The following is a 13,837-nucleotide window of genomic DNA, read 5'->3' on the forward strand; positions in this document are numbered from 1 at the left end:
CAGTTTGTATAATATTTATTGTCATCTGTTAGATACTTTGAGAAACGTTGAGCAGTTGTTTAGAGGCGATCGGCAATGGAAAATTTTTGCGTAACTGACCAACCCTCTATGCTGTACTACCTAGATTTTTATGGATGGACTCAGGAACAAGCAAAGTTACTTCAAGAGGGAAAGTGGGATTGCTTAGACATTCCAAATTTGGTGGAGGAAATTGAATCTTTGGGTAGGCGCGAGAGACAAGAATTAGAAAATCGCTTAGGAGTTTTGCTAGGACATTTATTAAAGTGGGAATTTCAACCTGAGAACCGATCGAAAAGTTGGGTTGCCACAATCAGAGAACAGCGCCGTCGAATTCTCAGACTACTTAAAGAAAGTCTTAGCTTAAAACCCTTTATACCTGAAGCTTTGGAAAACGCTTATAAAGATGGTTTAGACTTAGCTGTTAGAGAAACTTCTCTCGACTATGAAAACTTTCCCGAAGAATGTTCCTACCTTTTAGAGCAAGTACTAGACAATAATTTCTTCCCAGAATAGCCTGTGGGATTTATGAAAAGCGATTGTAAACACAAAACTTTCTATGGAGGTGGTGCGTTACGCTGCGCTAACGCACCCTACGCATAATCTAGCTATATACATTTGTAAAAGTTGCGATCGAAGAAAGCATTGTGAACAGTTAAATTTAGTGTAGGGTGCGTTAGCGACAGCGTAACGCACCGCTTGTGCAAATTACCAAGCTAATCATGGAGTGCGTATAGGCTACGGTATTTAAGAAAAGCGATTGCAAACACACAACTTTCTATGGAGACGGTGCGTTACGCTGCGCTAACGCACCCTACGGAATTATACAGATATTATTCATATCCAACATCATTGGGAATATCTGGTATTATGTCTACTCCCCAATCTTCTGAATAAATACTATCAGCAACAAAGCGATGAAAACTGGAATAAGGCCATTCTTTTACTGCTTTGCATAAACCATGTTTAACAGGATTGTAATGTATATAATCGCAATGGTTAGCAAAATCTAGATCATCTCGGATCAAATGTTCCCAAAACCTACGTTGCCAAAGGTTTCCTTCTTGCCGTTTTTGCCGAGAGTTGCTGATTTCGCTATCAATTTCTAGTTCTTTGGCACAATGTTTAGTAACAAAGGTTTTAATCAGTCGCCAACGAGTTGCATAATCACTGTCGCCAGATGGTAGTGTCCAAATACAGTGAATGTGATTGGGTAATAAAACTAAAGCATCTATAATAAAAGGATATTTTTGCCGTACATTATTGATAGCTGTTCGTAATGTTTGACGTGCAATTTCACTACATAACCAGTTACGCCGCTGATAAGTTACTTGGGTGAAAAAGTAAGTACCATTTGCGATCGTAAGTCGTTTATAATTAGGCATTGGGTTGGGTTATTTAGCGATCGATCAATAATATAAAGTAATTTTGGAAATCAGACGTTACCGATTTACTAAATTGACGCATTAAATTTGGCGTAGGCGTAGGGTGCGTTAGCGGTAGCGTAACGCAGCGCTTCCGATGGAGATGGTGCAATGGTAGATGCGATGGGTAGCGTATGATGCCTATAGCCAGTGGCATTTCCGAAAAGCGATCGTTTCACGCAGCGCTTCCGATGGAGATGGTGCAATGGTAGATGCGATCGGTAGCGTATGATGCGTATAGCCAGTGGTATTTCCGAAAAGCGATCGTTTCACGCAGCGCTTCCGATGGAGATGGTGCAATGGTAGATGCGATCGGTAGCGTATGATGCGTATAGCCAGTGGCATTTCCGAAAAGCGATCGTTTCACGCAGCGCTTCCTACAGAGATGGTGCGTTAGCGCAGCGTAACGCACCCTACGCATAATCTAGCTATCTTTGGTTGTTGCTACTTCACTTATTAATGTTCCAGTTTGCTTGATAACTTGTTTAGCTCCCGGTTGTTGCTCCGGTTTTTTCGTGTACCACCAAGCCCAGGCAATCAAAACAGCTTGGAAGGGAAGTCTAGCCCAATAAAATGCTTGATTATGGGGAATGCCATCGATCGCAATATTATTCAAAGTCATATTGATATTAGCAGGAAACACGGCAATAAACAGTGCAATTAATCCCCAAGCTGCGGCTACACTAACGAGCGGAATTAATAACCCAATTCCACCTAAAATTTCAAAAAAACCACTGATATAAACCAACTCAAATGGATAAGGCAATTGAGGAGGTACTATGCGAGCATATTGTTCGGGTCTAACAAAGTGGGTAATGCCTGCCACTAACATCGATATAGCTAGGAAAACGCGCAGGAATTCTTTCTGCCAAGGGGATTTTTTACTAGATTGATTCATCAGTTTTGGGAAATCGTTTACCCAAAACATAGCAATAGAAAATGGGAACTTTGTTCTACCTGCGGCTAGTTTCTAGTAGAGTAGGGTGCGTTAGCGATAGCGTAACGCACCGCTTCCTACCGAGATGGTGCGTTACGCTGCGCTAACGCACCGCTTCCTACCGAGATGGTGCGTTACGCTGCGCTAACGCACCGCTTCCTACCGAGATGGTGCGTTACGCTGCGCTAACGCACCCTACGTTTCATACAAGAATAGTTTGTGGGGCATATTTTTCAATCATTTCGGGTAACAGATCTAAAGCGTGTCCGTCAACTGTTCCCTGATGATTAAGTACTGTTGATGGTACTTCTGCGTGATAGGTTCCAGAAGGAATAATGGCACATCCGCCCCATTTTCGCATTAAAATATTCTGCACTAATACTTCTTCTCCCGAATGGTATCTTGGCAACTTTGTCCAAAAGGAAAAACCGCCAATTTCTAAAAGTTTTTCTCTATCATAAAGAATGCAAGAAGCAATCCAAGCGACTTTATAAAGCCGAGTTTCTCCTGCTGGTAAAGTCTGACTAACATGATATAAATTTGCTGCCCGATGTAACTGCCATCTTTCCCATTGTGCAGAACCGGGATTAACAATTTCTGGCTGTACGAAACCTTCCCAAAATTCAATGATTTGTTGTTGAGGACGCACATCTTCACGATAAGATAACCCAGTGGGAAAAGCGCCAACAAAACCGCATTTTTGAGCTTTCAAAGTTTGCCAAAGTTGCTCGACTACCCAAGGTTCCATAAATACATCATCGTCGAGATATAAAACGCTGTCAGCAGTGGCGCGATCGAGCAAAAAATCGCGTTGTTCGGTAATTCCTTGGGAAGGAAAGCGATAATGATATTCTACAGAACCGCCTCTATTTTCTATTAGGCGCAATAAGGTTTTAACTAATGGTGAATTTTCAACAGTTTGGAAACTTTGATCGGCAATAATTACATGAATATCTGTTAATGTTTGCGATGCAATACCGGATAAGGTAAAAATTAGGGATTCTAAGCGGTTACAAGTTGGAAGCAGAATATCGACAGTTGCCATGATTCAGAGATTGGGAAATTCAAAGGTTAATATCAATCTTTCTGGCTACAATTAAACGACCTCCACCAATTGTAGAGGTGGCAAGATCTAAGTGAGAAAACCACTCTGCCATTTGATCGATCGCAGATAATGGAATGCGTCGCCAAACAACTCCAAAAACCCGTTTTTTAGCAATCCAAATTTGCTGCAAAAGTTCTAAACCATCCCAAATACTAACTAATTCCCGATTTAAAATTGGTTGGACTATTTCCACTTTTAAACCTACTTTTTCTAATTGGTTTGTCCAGGTTTCTACAGACCATAAATTTAGGTGTTGTAGTTGACGGTTGCGCCAATTGGAGTAGGGTTTAATGGGTAGGGCAAGCCATTGGCTGAAGGCTTCTGTGGGTGTGGTTAAAATTAATTTTCCACCTGGTTTTAAGATGCGGGCAACTGTCTGAAGGATGAGATCTAATTCGGGTATGTGTTCTAATACGGAGTTACTAATAATTGTGCTGATACTGGCATCAGGAATATTTGCTTTTTCTAAAGGGAGGGGGATTAGGCGATCGTATATTTTTCGACTTTCTGCTTGAATTAATGCGGTTTCGTTAGGATCAATTCCGATTTCAACTTGTGGCAATACCATTGAGGTTACTAAACCATCACCGCAACCTAAGTCTAGGATAGGGCGATCGTATTTTTGTTGCCGTAAAACTGCTATTTCTGCCGCCCGCCATAAAACCTAATGATGGCCCTTGTAATTGTAGTAATTTGCGGAAAGTTGCGGTGTCTAAGTGAAGGGGAGAAGAGGTCATATTTAAATTAAAAATTATCTCGTGAAACTTCAACCAGAAATGTTATGTTTTGCCAGTATTTCTTCTTTCAAATTTAATTCAAGTGAAGTGAAGCTTGCATTAGTTATAGCAGCTTTACAGGGAAACGATCTAATTCTTTGTGATGATTATCAGTGTTCAGTACCCAATTGCAATTCAAAACCTCATTAAGATATCAAATGGGTTTAAAGTATTTTTACTCAATATTTGTGTAAGTCCGTAAAGTTCATCTCTTCTGTTTGGCGTGGAAGTATTCGGAAAACTGAAGTCCGCCCTCGTAGTAATCAATAGGCGTTATGGAGTCAAATAGTTAATGCTTTTGAGCCATTTTGTCCGCGCAATTAAAGCTGTTGGGTGCATAGCGAACTTGCTCTCAGAACTATAACGGAGCAAGGAATTAGGTAGATAATAACTAAAAAAAGTTAAGGAATTAGATGATGGTGATTAACTATACTCTAACTACTGAAACAAATGTACCCAAAAAACAACCTACTTCTCCTGTGAAAAGTGCGGTCGCGAAGCGTTGCGTTAGCAGTATCGTTCATTCAGTCAAACTAGGTTGGATCTTAGTCAATAAAAAAATTATTTCCCAAGCACAGTTAGAATCCGTCTTGACTATTCAATTTCGTTGTGAGAAAAAATTAGGTGAATTGTTACTTGAGCAAAAGCTAATTTCTCATCAACAGTTAGAGCAAGCTTTGAAAGAACAATATTGGCGCAGGAATGGATATTGGGTAATTTAATTTTAGAAGTACTCAAGCTTAATTAGCTAAAAAGCCGATGTCATGTTTTGCCCGTAGTTCCTCTAAAGCTTCTCGTGCAGGTCGCCCTTTTCCGCTTTCAAATTCTTCTATTCCCTTGCGTATTGCTGCGACTGATTCAGCATATTCAAGACGTTCTAAAAGCTTTTGATATGCGTCAGCATCCTGCACAACAACCTCAGCTTTACCATTAACTGTCAGTACAAGGGGTTTTTGAGTTTCCTTAATATGCTTGAGGTACTCTTTGGTATTGCGCTGAAATTCGGTTAGCGATCGAATATCTTTGAGATTAATCATTCAGTTCGTTCCATAAAACATGAAATAAAATGTTATTTTCATGTTGCTATATTTAAACAGATTTGTCAAGATGTACTAAATTCAGCTTAAAATATTTCTAAATCTAATTCAGTAAAGAGTGATGAGTGCAAAAGACTTAATTATTCAGGAAGTTGAAAATATGCCTGACTTTCTTTTAGATGAAGTTTTGGATTTTCTCCAGTTTATTAAAGCGAAATATCAACAAGAAAAGTTAGAAACCACCTTTTTGGGTGAAATTTATCTGCAAAAAGATTGGTTAACACCTGAAGAGGATGCAGCATGGCAAGATTTGTAAAAGAAAAATTTTTATCAAAACGTACCTGAATAAATGGAACAAGAACGACAAATCTCTGGTGGTTCATCTGAAGCTAATTTATCTCGAAATGACTCGTAATCTTTGCCGTTCCAAGTGTTATCAACTCCTTGTTCTATTATGTTGCCAAAATTTATGCGATCGGGTGTTGAAACCATACAACAAGGCATGGCATAACCCTGATAACTAATATAAGCACCTCTCCAAGGCCAATCACATCTTTTTTGTCCAGGTGTTCCAGGTGGATGCAAGCGTGGTTTTGTTCGAGGTAAACGTAAATTTACACCCAAGTTTTGCGCTAAAGTTCGGGCTTCATTAAAGTAATATTCTACTCTTTGGCTATCTTCTTCCAGTAACGTTTGTGACTGGACAAAATCTCGCATTGGTTGATAATTAGCTGGTAAACTTGACTCGCCGAAATCATGACATAAGTGCTGCACAAAAAACTGTTCTACTGACCATTTATGTGCTAACTTCACTAAATCTGGTAATTCATGTAAGTTTTGCCGCATGATTACCATTACTAGGTGAATATGGGGAGTTTTACTAGCAAGTTTTTGCCGCTTTTCTAAGACTAATTCTAAGTTCTTAACTACCTGTTCAAAATTGGAACCTACGCGAATTTTGTTATAGGTTTCTGCGATCGCACCATCAATGGAAATATGGAGGCGATCGAGACCGCTAGTAACACATTGTTCAGCACGTTTTTGATTTAAAAGCGTCAAATTAGAGTTAGTTGTTACCCGAATTCCTTTGTTAGCAGCGTAAGTAACCATATCAAAAAATTGGGGGTGCATCATCGGTTCACCTAAACCTTGAAGATGCAATTCTTGTAATGTATTAAATTGGTCAATAATCTGAGTAAAAACCTCAAATATCATGAAAGCTGGTGGGCCAAAAGGAGGGCCATCTTTACGAAATTGAATTGCACACATTTGACAGCGTAAATTACATTGTCCAACGGGTTCAATTTGTAAATAAGTAGGTAGTTGCATAGTTTTCACCTAATTAAATATCTATTGATTTATTGAGAGGTTCATTATCTTCTGTACTTGATTGACGGCGTTGTTCTACTTGCTGAATTTCTTGTTCTAAAAAGTAGTTAAGTAAAGTTCGCAAAAAAACAATGGTAGCTAAGTTTAAAATATCTGGTCTAGTGGGAGCAACAACTGTACGCAAAATGTCAGCTGCTACGGTAAATTCTAGTCCTAAAACTAGGGTGCGACCTAATCGCAATCTAATGGATTCAGTGCTGTCCAAGCGTTTTTTTGAACGGGAAAATAAAGTGCCAATATAAGCAAAAACACTGCGAAAAACTCCAAATCCAATAATTGCTGCGGCAGATATTTCCGCACCAACAGCTAAGTAACTAACTATTGGATTGACCCAAATTTCAATAGGATTTACTGCTACAGGTTCTTTTGTTGGTTGTTCTATGTCGAGGTTAAGTAATAGAACTAAACCTAGAATTAAGGATAATGGTACTACAATATTCAACCATGAATTAGGGGAAGAGTTTCGTTGCATTTTTTTTAGAAATGATAGTTTTGCATTAGCAAGTATAAACTATCAAATACCCATTAGTGAAGTTAAAGAAAAAACACGCGAAATTTAATGGCACCGAAAATGCGCCAAAATAACGAGAGAAAGGGTATTAGTAAGGATGTGAAAATCATTTCGGCAATATGTTTTGGGGTATGAGATGTTTGCTGTAATCTTTGCATACAAAAACGCCCAGTCATTATTGACCATATCATCAAAGCAATAACAGCGGCATATAGATGTTCAGTTAAACTTGTTAAGAGAAATATAATAAGAGAATTGACTATTAAGTAATAATGCCAAGGTGTAACAGGTGACAGTTTTTCTTTATATAAATTGGGATGTTTTTTATAAAGCAAAGCGTTAAACATACTTTTACGTTGCTGACTTAAACTAATTCCCCAAGGTGCGGGTCTAATTGGATGAACAACGATCGCATCTGGTGCATAAACAAATTCGCCACCTTGTTTTAAAAGGGTAAAAAATAAGTCGCTATCTTCACGCCAAGCTGTAGTAAAACGTTCGTCAAAACCGTTTATGGATGCGATCGCTTCCCGGCGATAAAAACAATTAGCTGTGACAAATTCCGCTTTTTCTAAACCAGCAGTATTTAATTCATAATCAGTTGGCGGGTTTGGCAAAGGCACAATTATTCGTCCTCTAACTCCAACAATTTCATCTTTAAAAGCACTAATTCCGGCTTTTAACCAATTAAAATCGGGTATACAATCATCATCGGTAAAAGCAATAATTTCCCCAAAAGCTGCACGCCAACCAACATTTCGCGCCGCCGCAGGGCCATGTTTTTCTGTTACTGAAATGTAGCGCAATAAAGGTGTATTTTTCGTCTCTCCAGGGACATAACCAATGCGTTCTAACCAATATTCAACTAATCTTTTTGTTTCCTCAGTTGCGGCATCGTCAGCGATAATTATTTCGTAGGCAGTGCGATCGAAGTTTTGCTGAGTAAGTGCAGCTAAACAGTGATTTAAAAGTTCAGGACGTTTAAAAGTTGGAATGACGACAGAAACAAGGATCATTTTATTGGTTGATAGGGAAATTTTGACTACTTTTCTAACAGAAATGAACCGATGATTAAAGCATCTAGGGGTGATGTCCAAAAACATTCGATCGCATCTCGTGGCGAACAAACAATTGGTTCACCTCTAGTATTAAAAGAAGTATTCACTAAAACAGGAACACCAGTTCGCATTTGAAACGCTTTAATTAAGTCATAATAAAGGGAATTTTGTTGACGGTTAATAGTTTGAATTCTGGCAGTACCATCTACGTGACGAACTGCGGGGATTTTCTCAGCTTTTTCGGGCAGAACATCGTAAATAAACAACATAAATGGAGAGGTTTTTGCATTAGCAAACCAATTTGCTGCTTCTTCTTCTAAAACTACAGGTGCAACGGGTCGAAAATCTTCTCTATCTTTAATTTCATTCAATTTTGCTTGCATTTCTGCATCAATTGGTGAGGCTAAAATTGAACGTCCTCCTAATGCCCTTGGGCCAAACTCCATGCGACCTTGAAACCAACCAATAATTTTATTTTGTGCTAAAATTTCTGCTGTTTCTTCAGCAATGTTTGTCAATTTACGATAGGGAAGTTTCGACCATTGTAGGAATTTTTCGATTTCATCATCGCTGTAACTAGGGCCAAGGAAAACATGATTCATTTGGTAAGAACGGTGATTATTTCCACCTTTTTTAGCATCAATCCAAAGGGCTGCACCTAAAGCAGTTCCCGCATCTCCCGCAGCAGGTTGTACCCAAATGTTTTTGAATGGACTATGATCGCGGATTCGCGCATTCATCACACAATTAAGGGCGACACCTCCAGCCATACAAAGGTTATCTGATTTAGTAATTTCATGCAAGCAATTAGCAATTTGTAAAACCGTTTCTTCTAATACTAATTGTAAGGAATGAGCGAGATCATAATGATATTGTTCTAAAGGTTCTCCTTTTTGGCGTGGTGTTCCGAAATGCTCTTTTAATTGGGGTGGTTTAATACTATATTGACCATCGGTTTTTAAAGCGATTAGTTCTCGAAAATAATCTACATATTTAGGTTTACCAAAAGATGCTAATGCCATTACTTTGTACTCATCAGAAGAGTGGAGAAAACCCAAATATTCTGTAACTTGTTCGTAGAGAATTCCCAGAGAATGAGGCATATTTACTTGCCCTAAAAGTTCCAGCTGATTACCCTTACCAACAGCATAGTTTGTAGTGGCTTTTTCTCCTCTTCCATCGAGAGTTAAAACAGCAGATTCTTCATAAGGTGAAGGGTAAAAAGCACTAGCTACATGGGCTAAATGATGAGGGACAAAATTCCAGGATAAATTATTTAATGAAATGCCTTGAAACCGAGCTTTTAAATGATGGGGAACTCCGCCTACTAAATGCCTGGGTGCATTGACAATATAGGACAAAAATAGCGGTTCCCAAACTGATTCCCAATCGGCGGGTATGGGGTGGGCGCTTGGTTCTAAAGGTAAAGTAATCGTTGTTTCATTACTGTATTTTCCTAGCGAAATAAATGGGTCGTAAGAGTAGGCAATATGGTCAACTTCTGTGAGAACTATTCCCGCTTCTTGCAAACAATAATTAATTGCATGAAACGGCAATTCATAAGTTGAAAAAGGTATGGGGCGTTTAGCGTGTTTGATATGAGTAAAACGTTCTTCTTCTGCTGCGGCAATTACTTGTCCATCTTTTACTAAACAAGCAGCGGAGTCATGATAAACTGCGTTAATTCCTAATGTGTACATGATTCAATTTTGTTTAAATGAATGGGTGTTTTTAATAAATCTAAAGCTGAAGTAATTACCTGTTCAGTTGATACTTCATCAACAAAAGAAACTCGATGTTTACAAGCAGCTTCGGTAGTGCAATTTACGCCGCAAATCGGGCAATTTAAACGCCAAGAAATCGCCGGACGATGACGAGTGCGAGTAATTTGACCAGCAGTAATTAAATTGCCACACCAATAAATTCCAACTGTTGCTGTACCTACTGCTGCTGCAACGTGCAAAGGGCCTGAATCATTGGAAATTAACAGGCTACATCGAGATAGTAAACCTGTTAAACCATTAAGGGATAAACGATCGCAAAGATTTTCTGCTTTGGCTTTCATATTGTTAATTACTCCCTCGACAATATCTCGTTCTGATTCTATTCCGGTAACAACAATTTCAGCCCCAGCCTCAGCTAAAGTATCTCCTACAATTGCAAAGTTTTCTATTGACCAACGACGACGAGGATCGCCCGCACCAGGATGTAAAGCTACGAGAGGTTTATGAGTTTTAGGAACAACTTTTTCGGCTTCTAATAAATCGGATTTGGTGACAATTAAAGATGGTTCTAATTCGGAAGTTTTGGCACCAACTAAGGCGACAACTTCTAAGTAACGTAAGATTTCTGGTTGATAGTAAATGTAAGGTATCCAGCGATCTAAAATAGGTGCGTCTGGGGTACGCAAACCTATGGTCATTTTCGCACCTAATTGCAAAGTAAAGGGGTTAGAATTGCGTCCGCCACCATGTAATTGAATCGCTAAATCGAAGTGTTCTTTTTGCATTGCCTCGAAGAACATTTTTAACTCAGTTGGGTCTTGTTTGATTTCTGATTCGTTACCAATACCTCCTTCGGGGATTACAATTACACGGTCGATCGCACCCGGTCTATTTGCTAAAAATTCTTTGTGCCAACTTCTAGCTAACAGGACAATTTCTGCTTGGGGATAGGTCGATCGCAAAGCATTTAAAGCAGGTAAAGCAAAAATGAAATCTCCTAAGGCATTAGCCCTAAGAACAGCAATTTTATAAATGTTTGGTAATGGATAATAAATCATTGGTTCTGTCATTTCCAAATTTCTTTAGCAGAACTTAGAGGATTAGTAACTAGCGATTGAGAGAAGTTTTGCCCATTCATTAATGCTGTAACTGAAGTTTTTTGTACTTCTTCAACACCAGTTTTATTATTTTCATAAAGTTCCCAAGCAGCACGCACAATTTCATCAGGAGTCACTAATTTCAAACAATTATTATGTCCTTCTGGGCAGACACTTTTATAACAAAATTTGCAGGAAACATCGTGAAATAAAACTCGATTGGGAACTGCCCAAGGTGTATGCTGAGGATTAGTCAAAGCGTAAAGGTCAACAACCGGAGTACCCACAGCAGCAGCAATGTGAACCGGGCCAGTATTATTAGAAATTAATAAAGTTGAGAGTTGAATTAATGCTGCCATTTCTGTTAAATTAAGACAGCCTACAAGGGAATAAGAGGTAACATTAATTGCCTTTTGGATACTTTCAATTAACTGCCTTTCAGGTTCAGTTCCAGTTAACAATACTTGAAAGTTTCTATCTAAAATTAAACTGCGTGCAACTTCGGCAAAACCTTCTGGTGGATAACGTCTTGATGCAGCAGTAGCACCAGGATGAATCACTACCCAAGGTTTTTCTAAGTCAATATCCAGCGATTTTAAAATATTAAAAATTCGGTAACGTGCTGCTTCGGGAACTTGCAATGACATTCGCTGATTATTTGTGCTACAACCAACAGTTGCTACTAAGTCAATTTGTCGTTGAACTTCATGGCGAATACCGTTAGATGGTTCGGGATCTAAAACCCAATTTGTGAGTAATTGATAGGGGTTTTCATGACAATGAGCGAGTCTTAAAGGGATATCTGCTAAATAACATAAAAAAGCTGAAGGTAAAGGATTTTGACTAAAAACTGTGAAGATAACCGCAGCATCAAATTTACTTTCTCCCAGTCGTTCTACCATTGCAAATTCGGGGCTACTATTCGCCCTTAATGCAGTGGCTTTCATCCAAGGTGCATCGTAAACAATTACATCATTAATTTCGGGGATAAGAGAGGCAATTTCTTTACCGGATGGCGATGTTAAAAGGGTAATTTTTCTGCCTGGAAGCGATTCTTTTAAGGCGCGAATAGCGGGAGTTGTCATTAATACATCGCCGATCGCATCAAGTCTAACACAGAGAATATTTTCTGCTGTATCCCAGTTATTTTCGGTAATCATGCTACCTCCAGAGGAGTTTTTTTCATCCTATTTAAGTTACTGGATAAATGCTGTTGTAATTCGGCAAAAGAACAGGTTGCAGTGCCTTGTTTAGCAACAACAATTGCGGCAGCCATTGATGCTATTTCTGCCGCTACATTTACAGCATTACCTGATGCTAAAGCTAGGGATAATGCGCTGATAAAAGTGTCGCCTGCACCTGTAACATTGGCGTGATTTATTGGTTGTGCAAAGGTGCGATAAGGTGAGTTACCTTGTGCAAATATTAAAGCGCCATCACTATCAAGGGTAACAGCGGCAATTTTGGCACCTGTAATATCTAAAATTTGTTTTCTGTTTTGCAGAATGTAGGAAATGCGGCTTTGGTTTTCTGGTAATTCACTTTCTCCTAATAAACGCATTGTTTCTTGATAGTTTGGTTTGACTGCGGTAACGCCAACTTTGCGGTAAGCAGCGAGATTTTTTGAGTCAACTACTAAAGTTTTGGGGAAGTTTTGTTGTAGATTTGCGATCGCCTCAATCAAATTAGGTGTTAAAATTCCATATCCATAATCGGAAATAATCACTACATCAGATTGAGGAAATAGTTTATGCAAATCTTTAATCAATCTTTGTTCAACTTCTAAATCAATAGCGTTAGTGCTACCTTGGTCAAACCTTACTAATATTTGCCCAGCAGAAATTACTCGATGCTTTGCTAAAGTGCGGCGTAATCTTTGGCGCAAAATATATTCTTGGCTAACACCATGTTCTAATAAAGCCCGCAGCAAAATTTTCCCTTCTAAGTCATCACCAATCACCGAAAGAAACCTGACATTAGCGCCAAGAGTACGCGCATTCAACGCAGTATTAGCAGCACCGCCCGGAACATTTTGACGATGAGTTAAAGTTACAATTGGAACAGGTGCTTCTTGACATAAACGTTCGGAAAATCCTTCTAAGTAACTATCAAGAATAGCCTCACCAATTACGAGTACATTTAGTTTGTTAAAGGCATTGATGAGAGACATAGTTGATCATTTTTGATTGGGGAAAGGCAAAAGTTTTTTTGATGATTTTCTTAGCCGCATCGTTAATATTGGTAGCAACATAGTCGGGCATTCTCCTTGATGTAAATACCCATTCAGTTTCATTTCCGTTGTTTATTAAGATGCTTTGGCAACCTGCACGATGTCCGGCTTCTACATCATTAAGAATGTCGCCAATAAACCAAGAATTTGCTAAATCGATGTGATTTTCTTTAGCAGCACGCAAAATTAAACCAGGTTCAGGTTTGCGACAGGAACAGCTAATTTTGTATTCGGGGATTTTTCCCTCTGGATGATGGGGACAATAGTAAAAAGCAGTTAGCTTTACGCCAAATTCTGCTAATAATTGAGTTAATTTCAATCGCACTGGTAGCAGCATTTCTTCGGTAAAATAACCTAAAGCTACCCCAGATTGATTGGAAATTACTATTAGTTTGTAACCTGCTGCTTGGAGCGATCGCAATCCCTCCACCGCACCCGAACTTAACTCGATTAAATCGGGATTTACGTTATATGGCACATCTTTAATTAAAGTGCCATCTTTATCTAAAAACACGGCTCGATTCATCATTT

Annotated in this window: 17 protein-coding genes; 3 read left to right on the top strand and 14 right to left on the bottom strand. The window is 38.9% G+C overall.

Annotation, left to right across the window (positions count from 1 at the left end; translation table 11 throughout):
- Positions 1 to 75: 75 nt before the first annotated feature.
- On the top strand, positions 76 to 534 hold the full coding sequence (locus ACE1CI_RS13830) for a DUF29 domain-containing protein (RefSeq protein ID WP_413268232.1): 459 nt from the start codon (positions 76 to 78) through the stop codon (positions 532 to 534).
- Between the two features lie 317 nt (positions 535 to 851).
- On the opposite strand, the gene ACE1CI_RS13835 is transcribed toward ACE1CI_RS13830, so the two are convergent.
- The 5 genes from ACE1CI_RS13835 to ACE1CI_RS13855 form a co-directional block, all read right to left on the bottom strand.
- Positions 852 to 1,403 (bottom strand): REP-associated tyrosine transposase, encoded by a 552-nt coding sequence (locus tag ACE1CI_RS13835; protein ID WP_413262688.1) that lies wholly within the window; start codon positions 1,401 to 1,403, stop codon positions 852 to 854.
- Between the two features lie 463 nt (positions 1,404 to 1,866).
- Positions 1,867 to 2,340: a DoxX family protein gene (locus tag ACE1CI_RS13840; protein ID WP_413262690.1), complete on the bottom strand. Its 474-nt coding sequence runs from the start codon at positions 2,338 to 2,340 to the stop codon at positions 1,867 to 1,869.
- Between the two features lie 241 nt (positions 2,341 to 2,581).
- Positions 2,582 to 3,424: a glycosyltransferase family 2 protein gene (locus ACE1CI_RS13845; RefSeq protein ID WP_413262691.1), complete on the bottom strand. Its 843-nt coding sequence runs from the start codon at positions 3,422 to 3,424 to the stop codon at positions 2,582 to 2,584.
- A gap of 19 nt (positions 3,425 to 3,443) precedes the next feature.
- Positions 3,444 to 4,052 (bottom strand): methyltransferase domain-containing protein, encoded by a 609-nt coding sequence (locus ACE1CI_RS13850; protein ID WP_496615459.1) that lies wholly within the window; start codon positions 4,050 to 4,052, stop codon positions 3,444 to 3,446.
- A gap of 16 nt (positions 4,053 to 4,068) precedes the next feature.
- Positions 4,069 to 4,221 (bottom strand): hypothetical protein, encoded by a 153-nt coding sequence (locus tag ACE1CI_RS13855; RefSeq protein ID WP_496615460.1) that lies wholly within the window; start codon positions 4,219 to 4,221, stop codon positions 4,069 to 4,071.
- A gap of 452 nt (positions 4,222 to 4,673) precedes the next feature.
- Between ACE1CI_RS13855 and ACE1CI_RS13860 the strand changes: the two genes are divergently transcribed.
- Positions 4,674 to 4,982, top strand: coding sequence for a cyclic di-GMP-binding domain-containing protein, MshE-related (locus ACE1CI_RS13860; RefSeq protein ID WP_413262693.1), 309 nt, complete (start codon positions 4,674 to 4,676; stop codon positions 4,980 to 4,982).
- A gap of 18 nt (positions 4,983 to 5,000) precedes the next feature.
- Here ACE1CI_RS13860 and ACE1CI_RS13865 read toward each other — a convergent pair whose 3' ends face one another.
- Positions 5,001 to 5,297 (bottom strand): type II toxin-antitoxin system Phd/YefM family antitoxin, encoded by a 297-nt coding sequence (locus tag ACE1CI_RS13865; protein WP_413262694.1) that lies wholly within the window; start codon positions 5,295 to 5,297, stop codon positions 5,001 to 5,003.
- Between the two features lie 121 nt (positions 5,298 to 5,418).
- Between ACE1CI_RS13865 and ACE1CI_RS13870 the strand changes: the two genes are divergently transcribed.
- On the top strand, positions 5,419 to 5,613 hold the full coding sequence (locus ACE1CI_RS13870) for a hypothetical protein (protein WP_413262695.1): 195 nt from the start codon (positions 5,419 to 5,421) through the stop codon (positions 5,611 to 5,613).
- Between the two features lie 14 nt (positions 5,614 to 5,627).
- On the opposite strand, the gene ACE1CI_RS13875 is transcribed toward ACE1CI_RS13870, so the two are convergent.
- The 8 genes from ACE1CI_RS13875 to ACE1CI_RS13910 all read right to left on the bottom strand — a co-directional run bounded on the left by ACE1CI_RS13875 (position 5,628) and on the right by ACE1CI_RS13910 (position 13,835).
- Positions 5,628 to 6,626, bottom strand: coding sequence for a radical SAM protein (locus tag ACE1CI_RS13875; RefSeq protein ID WP_413262696.1), 999 nt, complete (start codon positions 6,624 to 6,626; stop codon positions 5,628 to 5,630).
- 13 nt (positions 6,627 to 6,639) lie between these two features.
- Complete coding sequence (locus ACE1CI_RS13880; protein ID WP_413262697.1) at positions 6,640 to 7,158, bottom strand: DUF1622 domain-containing protein; 519 nt, start codon at positions 7,156 to 7,158, stop codon at positions 6,640 to 6,642.
- A gap of 62 nt (positions 7,159 to 7,220) precedes the next feature.
- On the bottom strand, positions 7,221 to 8,213 hold the full coding sequence (locus tag ACE1CI_RS13885) for a glycosyltransferase family 2 protein (protein ID WP_413262698.1): 993 nt from the start codon (positions 8,211 to 8,213) through the stop codon (positions 7,221 to 7,223).
- A gap of 26 nt (positions 8,214 to 8,239) precedes the next feature.
- Positions 8,240 to 9,955, bottom strand: coding sequence for a carbamoyltransferase family protein (locus ACE1CI_RS13890; protein WP_413262699.1), 1,716 nt, complete (start codon positions 9,953 to 9,955; stop codon positions 8,240 to 8,242).
- Positions 9,943 to 11,049, bottom strand: coding sequence for a glycosyltransferase family 9 protein (locus tag ACE1CI_RS13895; protein WP_413262700.1), 1,107 nt, complete (start codon positions 11,047 to 11,049; stop codon positions 9,943 to 9,945). Before ACE1CI_RS13895 ends, ACE1CI_RS13890 begins: the two co-directional genes overlap by 13 nt.
- A complete protein-coding gene (gene waaF, locus ACE1CI_RS13900; protein ID WP_413262701.1) occupies positions 11,046 to 12,236 on the bottom strand; it encodes a lipopolysaccharide heptosyltransferase II in 1,191 nt (396 codons plus the stop codon). The genes ACE1CI_RS13895 and waaF overlap by 4 nt, the downstream gene beginning before the upstream one ends.
- The gene (locus tag ACE1CI_RS13905; protein WP_413262702.1) at positions 12,233 to 13,246 is read right to left on the bottom strand and encodes a bifunctional heptose 7-phosphate kinase/heptose 1-phosphate adenyltransferase; all 1,014 of its coding nucleotides are present in this window, start codon (positions 13,244 to 13,246) and stop codon (positions 12,233 to 12,235) included. Before ACE1CI_RS13905 ends, waaF begins: the two co-directional genes overlap by 4 nt.
- On the bottom strand, positions 13,224 to 13,835 hold the full coding sequence (locus ACE1CI_RS13910; protein WP_413262703.1) for a D-glycero-alpha-D-manno-heptose-1,7-bisphosphate 7-phosphatase: 612 nt from the start codon (positions 13,833 to 13,835) through the stop codon (positions 13,224 to 13,226). Before ACE1CI_RS13910 ends, ACE1CI_RS13905 begins: the two co-directional genes overlap by 23 nt.
- Between the last annotated feature and the right edge of the window lie 2 nt (positions 13,836 to 13,837).

The organism is Floridaenema flaviceps BLCC-F50 (genome assembly GCF_041929275.2).
Taxonomy (GTDB): Bacteria; Cyanobacteriota; Cyanobacteriia; order Cyanobacteriales; family Aerosakkonemataceae; genus Floridanema; species Floridanema flaviceps.

Coding starts and splice junctions, on each gene's coding strand:
- ACE1CI_RS13830 (WP_413268232.1), top strand. CDS start 76: ATGGAAAATTTTTGCGTAACTGACCAACCCTCTATGCTGTACTACCTA.
- ACE1CI_RS13835 (WP_413262688.1), bottom strand. CDS start 1,403: ATGCCTAATTATAAACGACTTACGATCGCAAATGGTACTTACTTTTTC.
- ACE1CI_RS13840 (WP_413262690.1), bottom strand. CDS start 2,340: ATGAATCAATCTAGTAAAAAATCCCCTTGGCAGAAAGAATTCCTGCGC.
- ACE1CI_RS13845 (WP_413262691.1), bottom strand. CDS start 3,424: ATGGCAACTGTCGATATTCTGCTTCCAACTTGTAACCGCTTAGAATCC.
- ACE1CI_RS13850 (WP_496615459.1), bottom strand. CDS start 4,052: ATGGTATTGCCACAAGTTGAAATCGGAATTGATCCTAACGAAACCGCA.
- ACE1CI_RS13855 (WP_496615460.1), bottom strand. CDS start 4,221: ATGACCTCTTCTCCCCTTCACTTAGACACCGCAACTTTCCGCAAATTA.
- ACE1CI_RS13860 (WP_413262693.1), top strand. CDS start 4,674: ATGATGGTGATTAACTATACTCTAACTACTGAAACAAATGTACCCAAA.
- ACE1CI_RS13865 (WP_413262694.1), bottom strand. CDS start 5,297: ATGATTAATCTCAAAGATATTCGATCGCTAACCGAATTTCAGCGCAAT.
- ACE1CI_RS13870 (WP_413262695.1), top strand. CDS start 5,419: ATGAGTGCAAAAGACTTAATTATTCAGGAAGTTGAAAATATGCCTGAC.
- ACE1CI_RS13875 (WP_413262696.1), bottom strand. CDS start 6,626: ATGCAACTACCTACTTATTTACAAATTGAACCCGTTGGACAATGTAAT.
- ACE1CI_RS13880 (WP_413262697.1), bottom strand. CDS start 7,158: ATGCAACGAAACTCTTCCCCTAATTCATGGTTGAATATTGTAGTACCA.
- ACE1CI_RS13885 (WP_413262698.1), bottom strand. CDS start 8,213: ATGATCCTTGTTTCTGTCGTCATTCCAACTTTTAAACGTCCTGAACTT.
- ACE1CI_RS13890 (WP_413262699.1), bottom strand. CDS start 9,955: ATGTACACATTAGGAATTAACGCAGTTTATCATGACTCCGCTGCTTGT.
- ACE1CI_RS13895 (WP_413262700.1), bottom strand. CDS start 11,049: ATGACAGAACCAATGATTTATTATCCATTACCAAACATTTATAAAATT.
- waaF (WP_413262701.1), bottom strand. CDS start 12,236: ATGATTACCGAAAATAACTGGGATACAGCAGAAAATATTCTCTGTGTT.
- ACE1CI_RS13905 (WP_413262702.1), bottom strand. CDS start 13,246: ATGTCTCTCATCAATGCCTTTAACAAACTAAATGTACTCGTAATTGGT.
- ACE1CI_RS13910 (WP_413262703.1), bottom strand. CDS start 13,835: ATGATGAATCGAGCCGTGTTTTTAGATAAAGATGGCACTTTAATTAAA.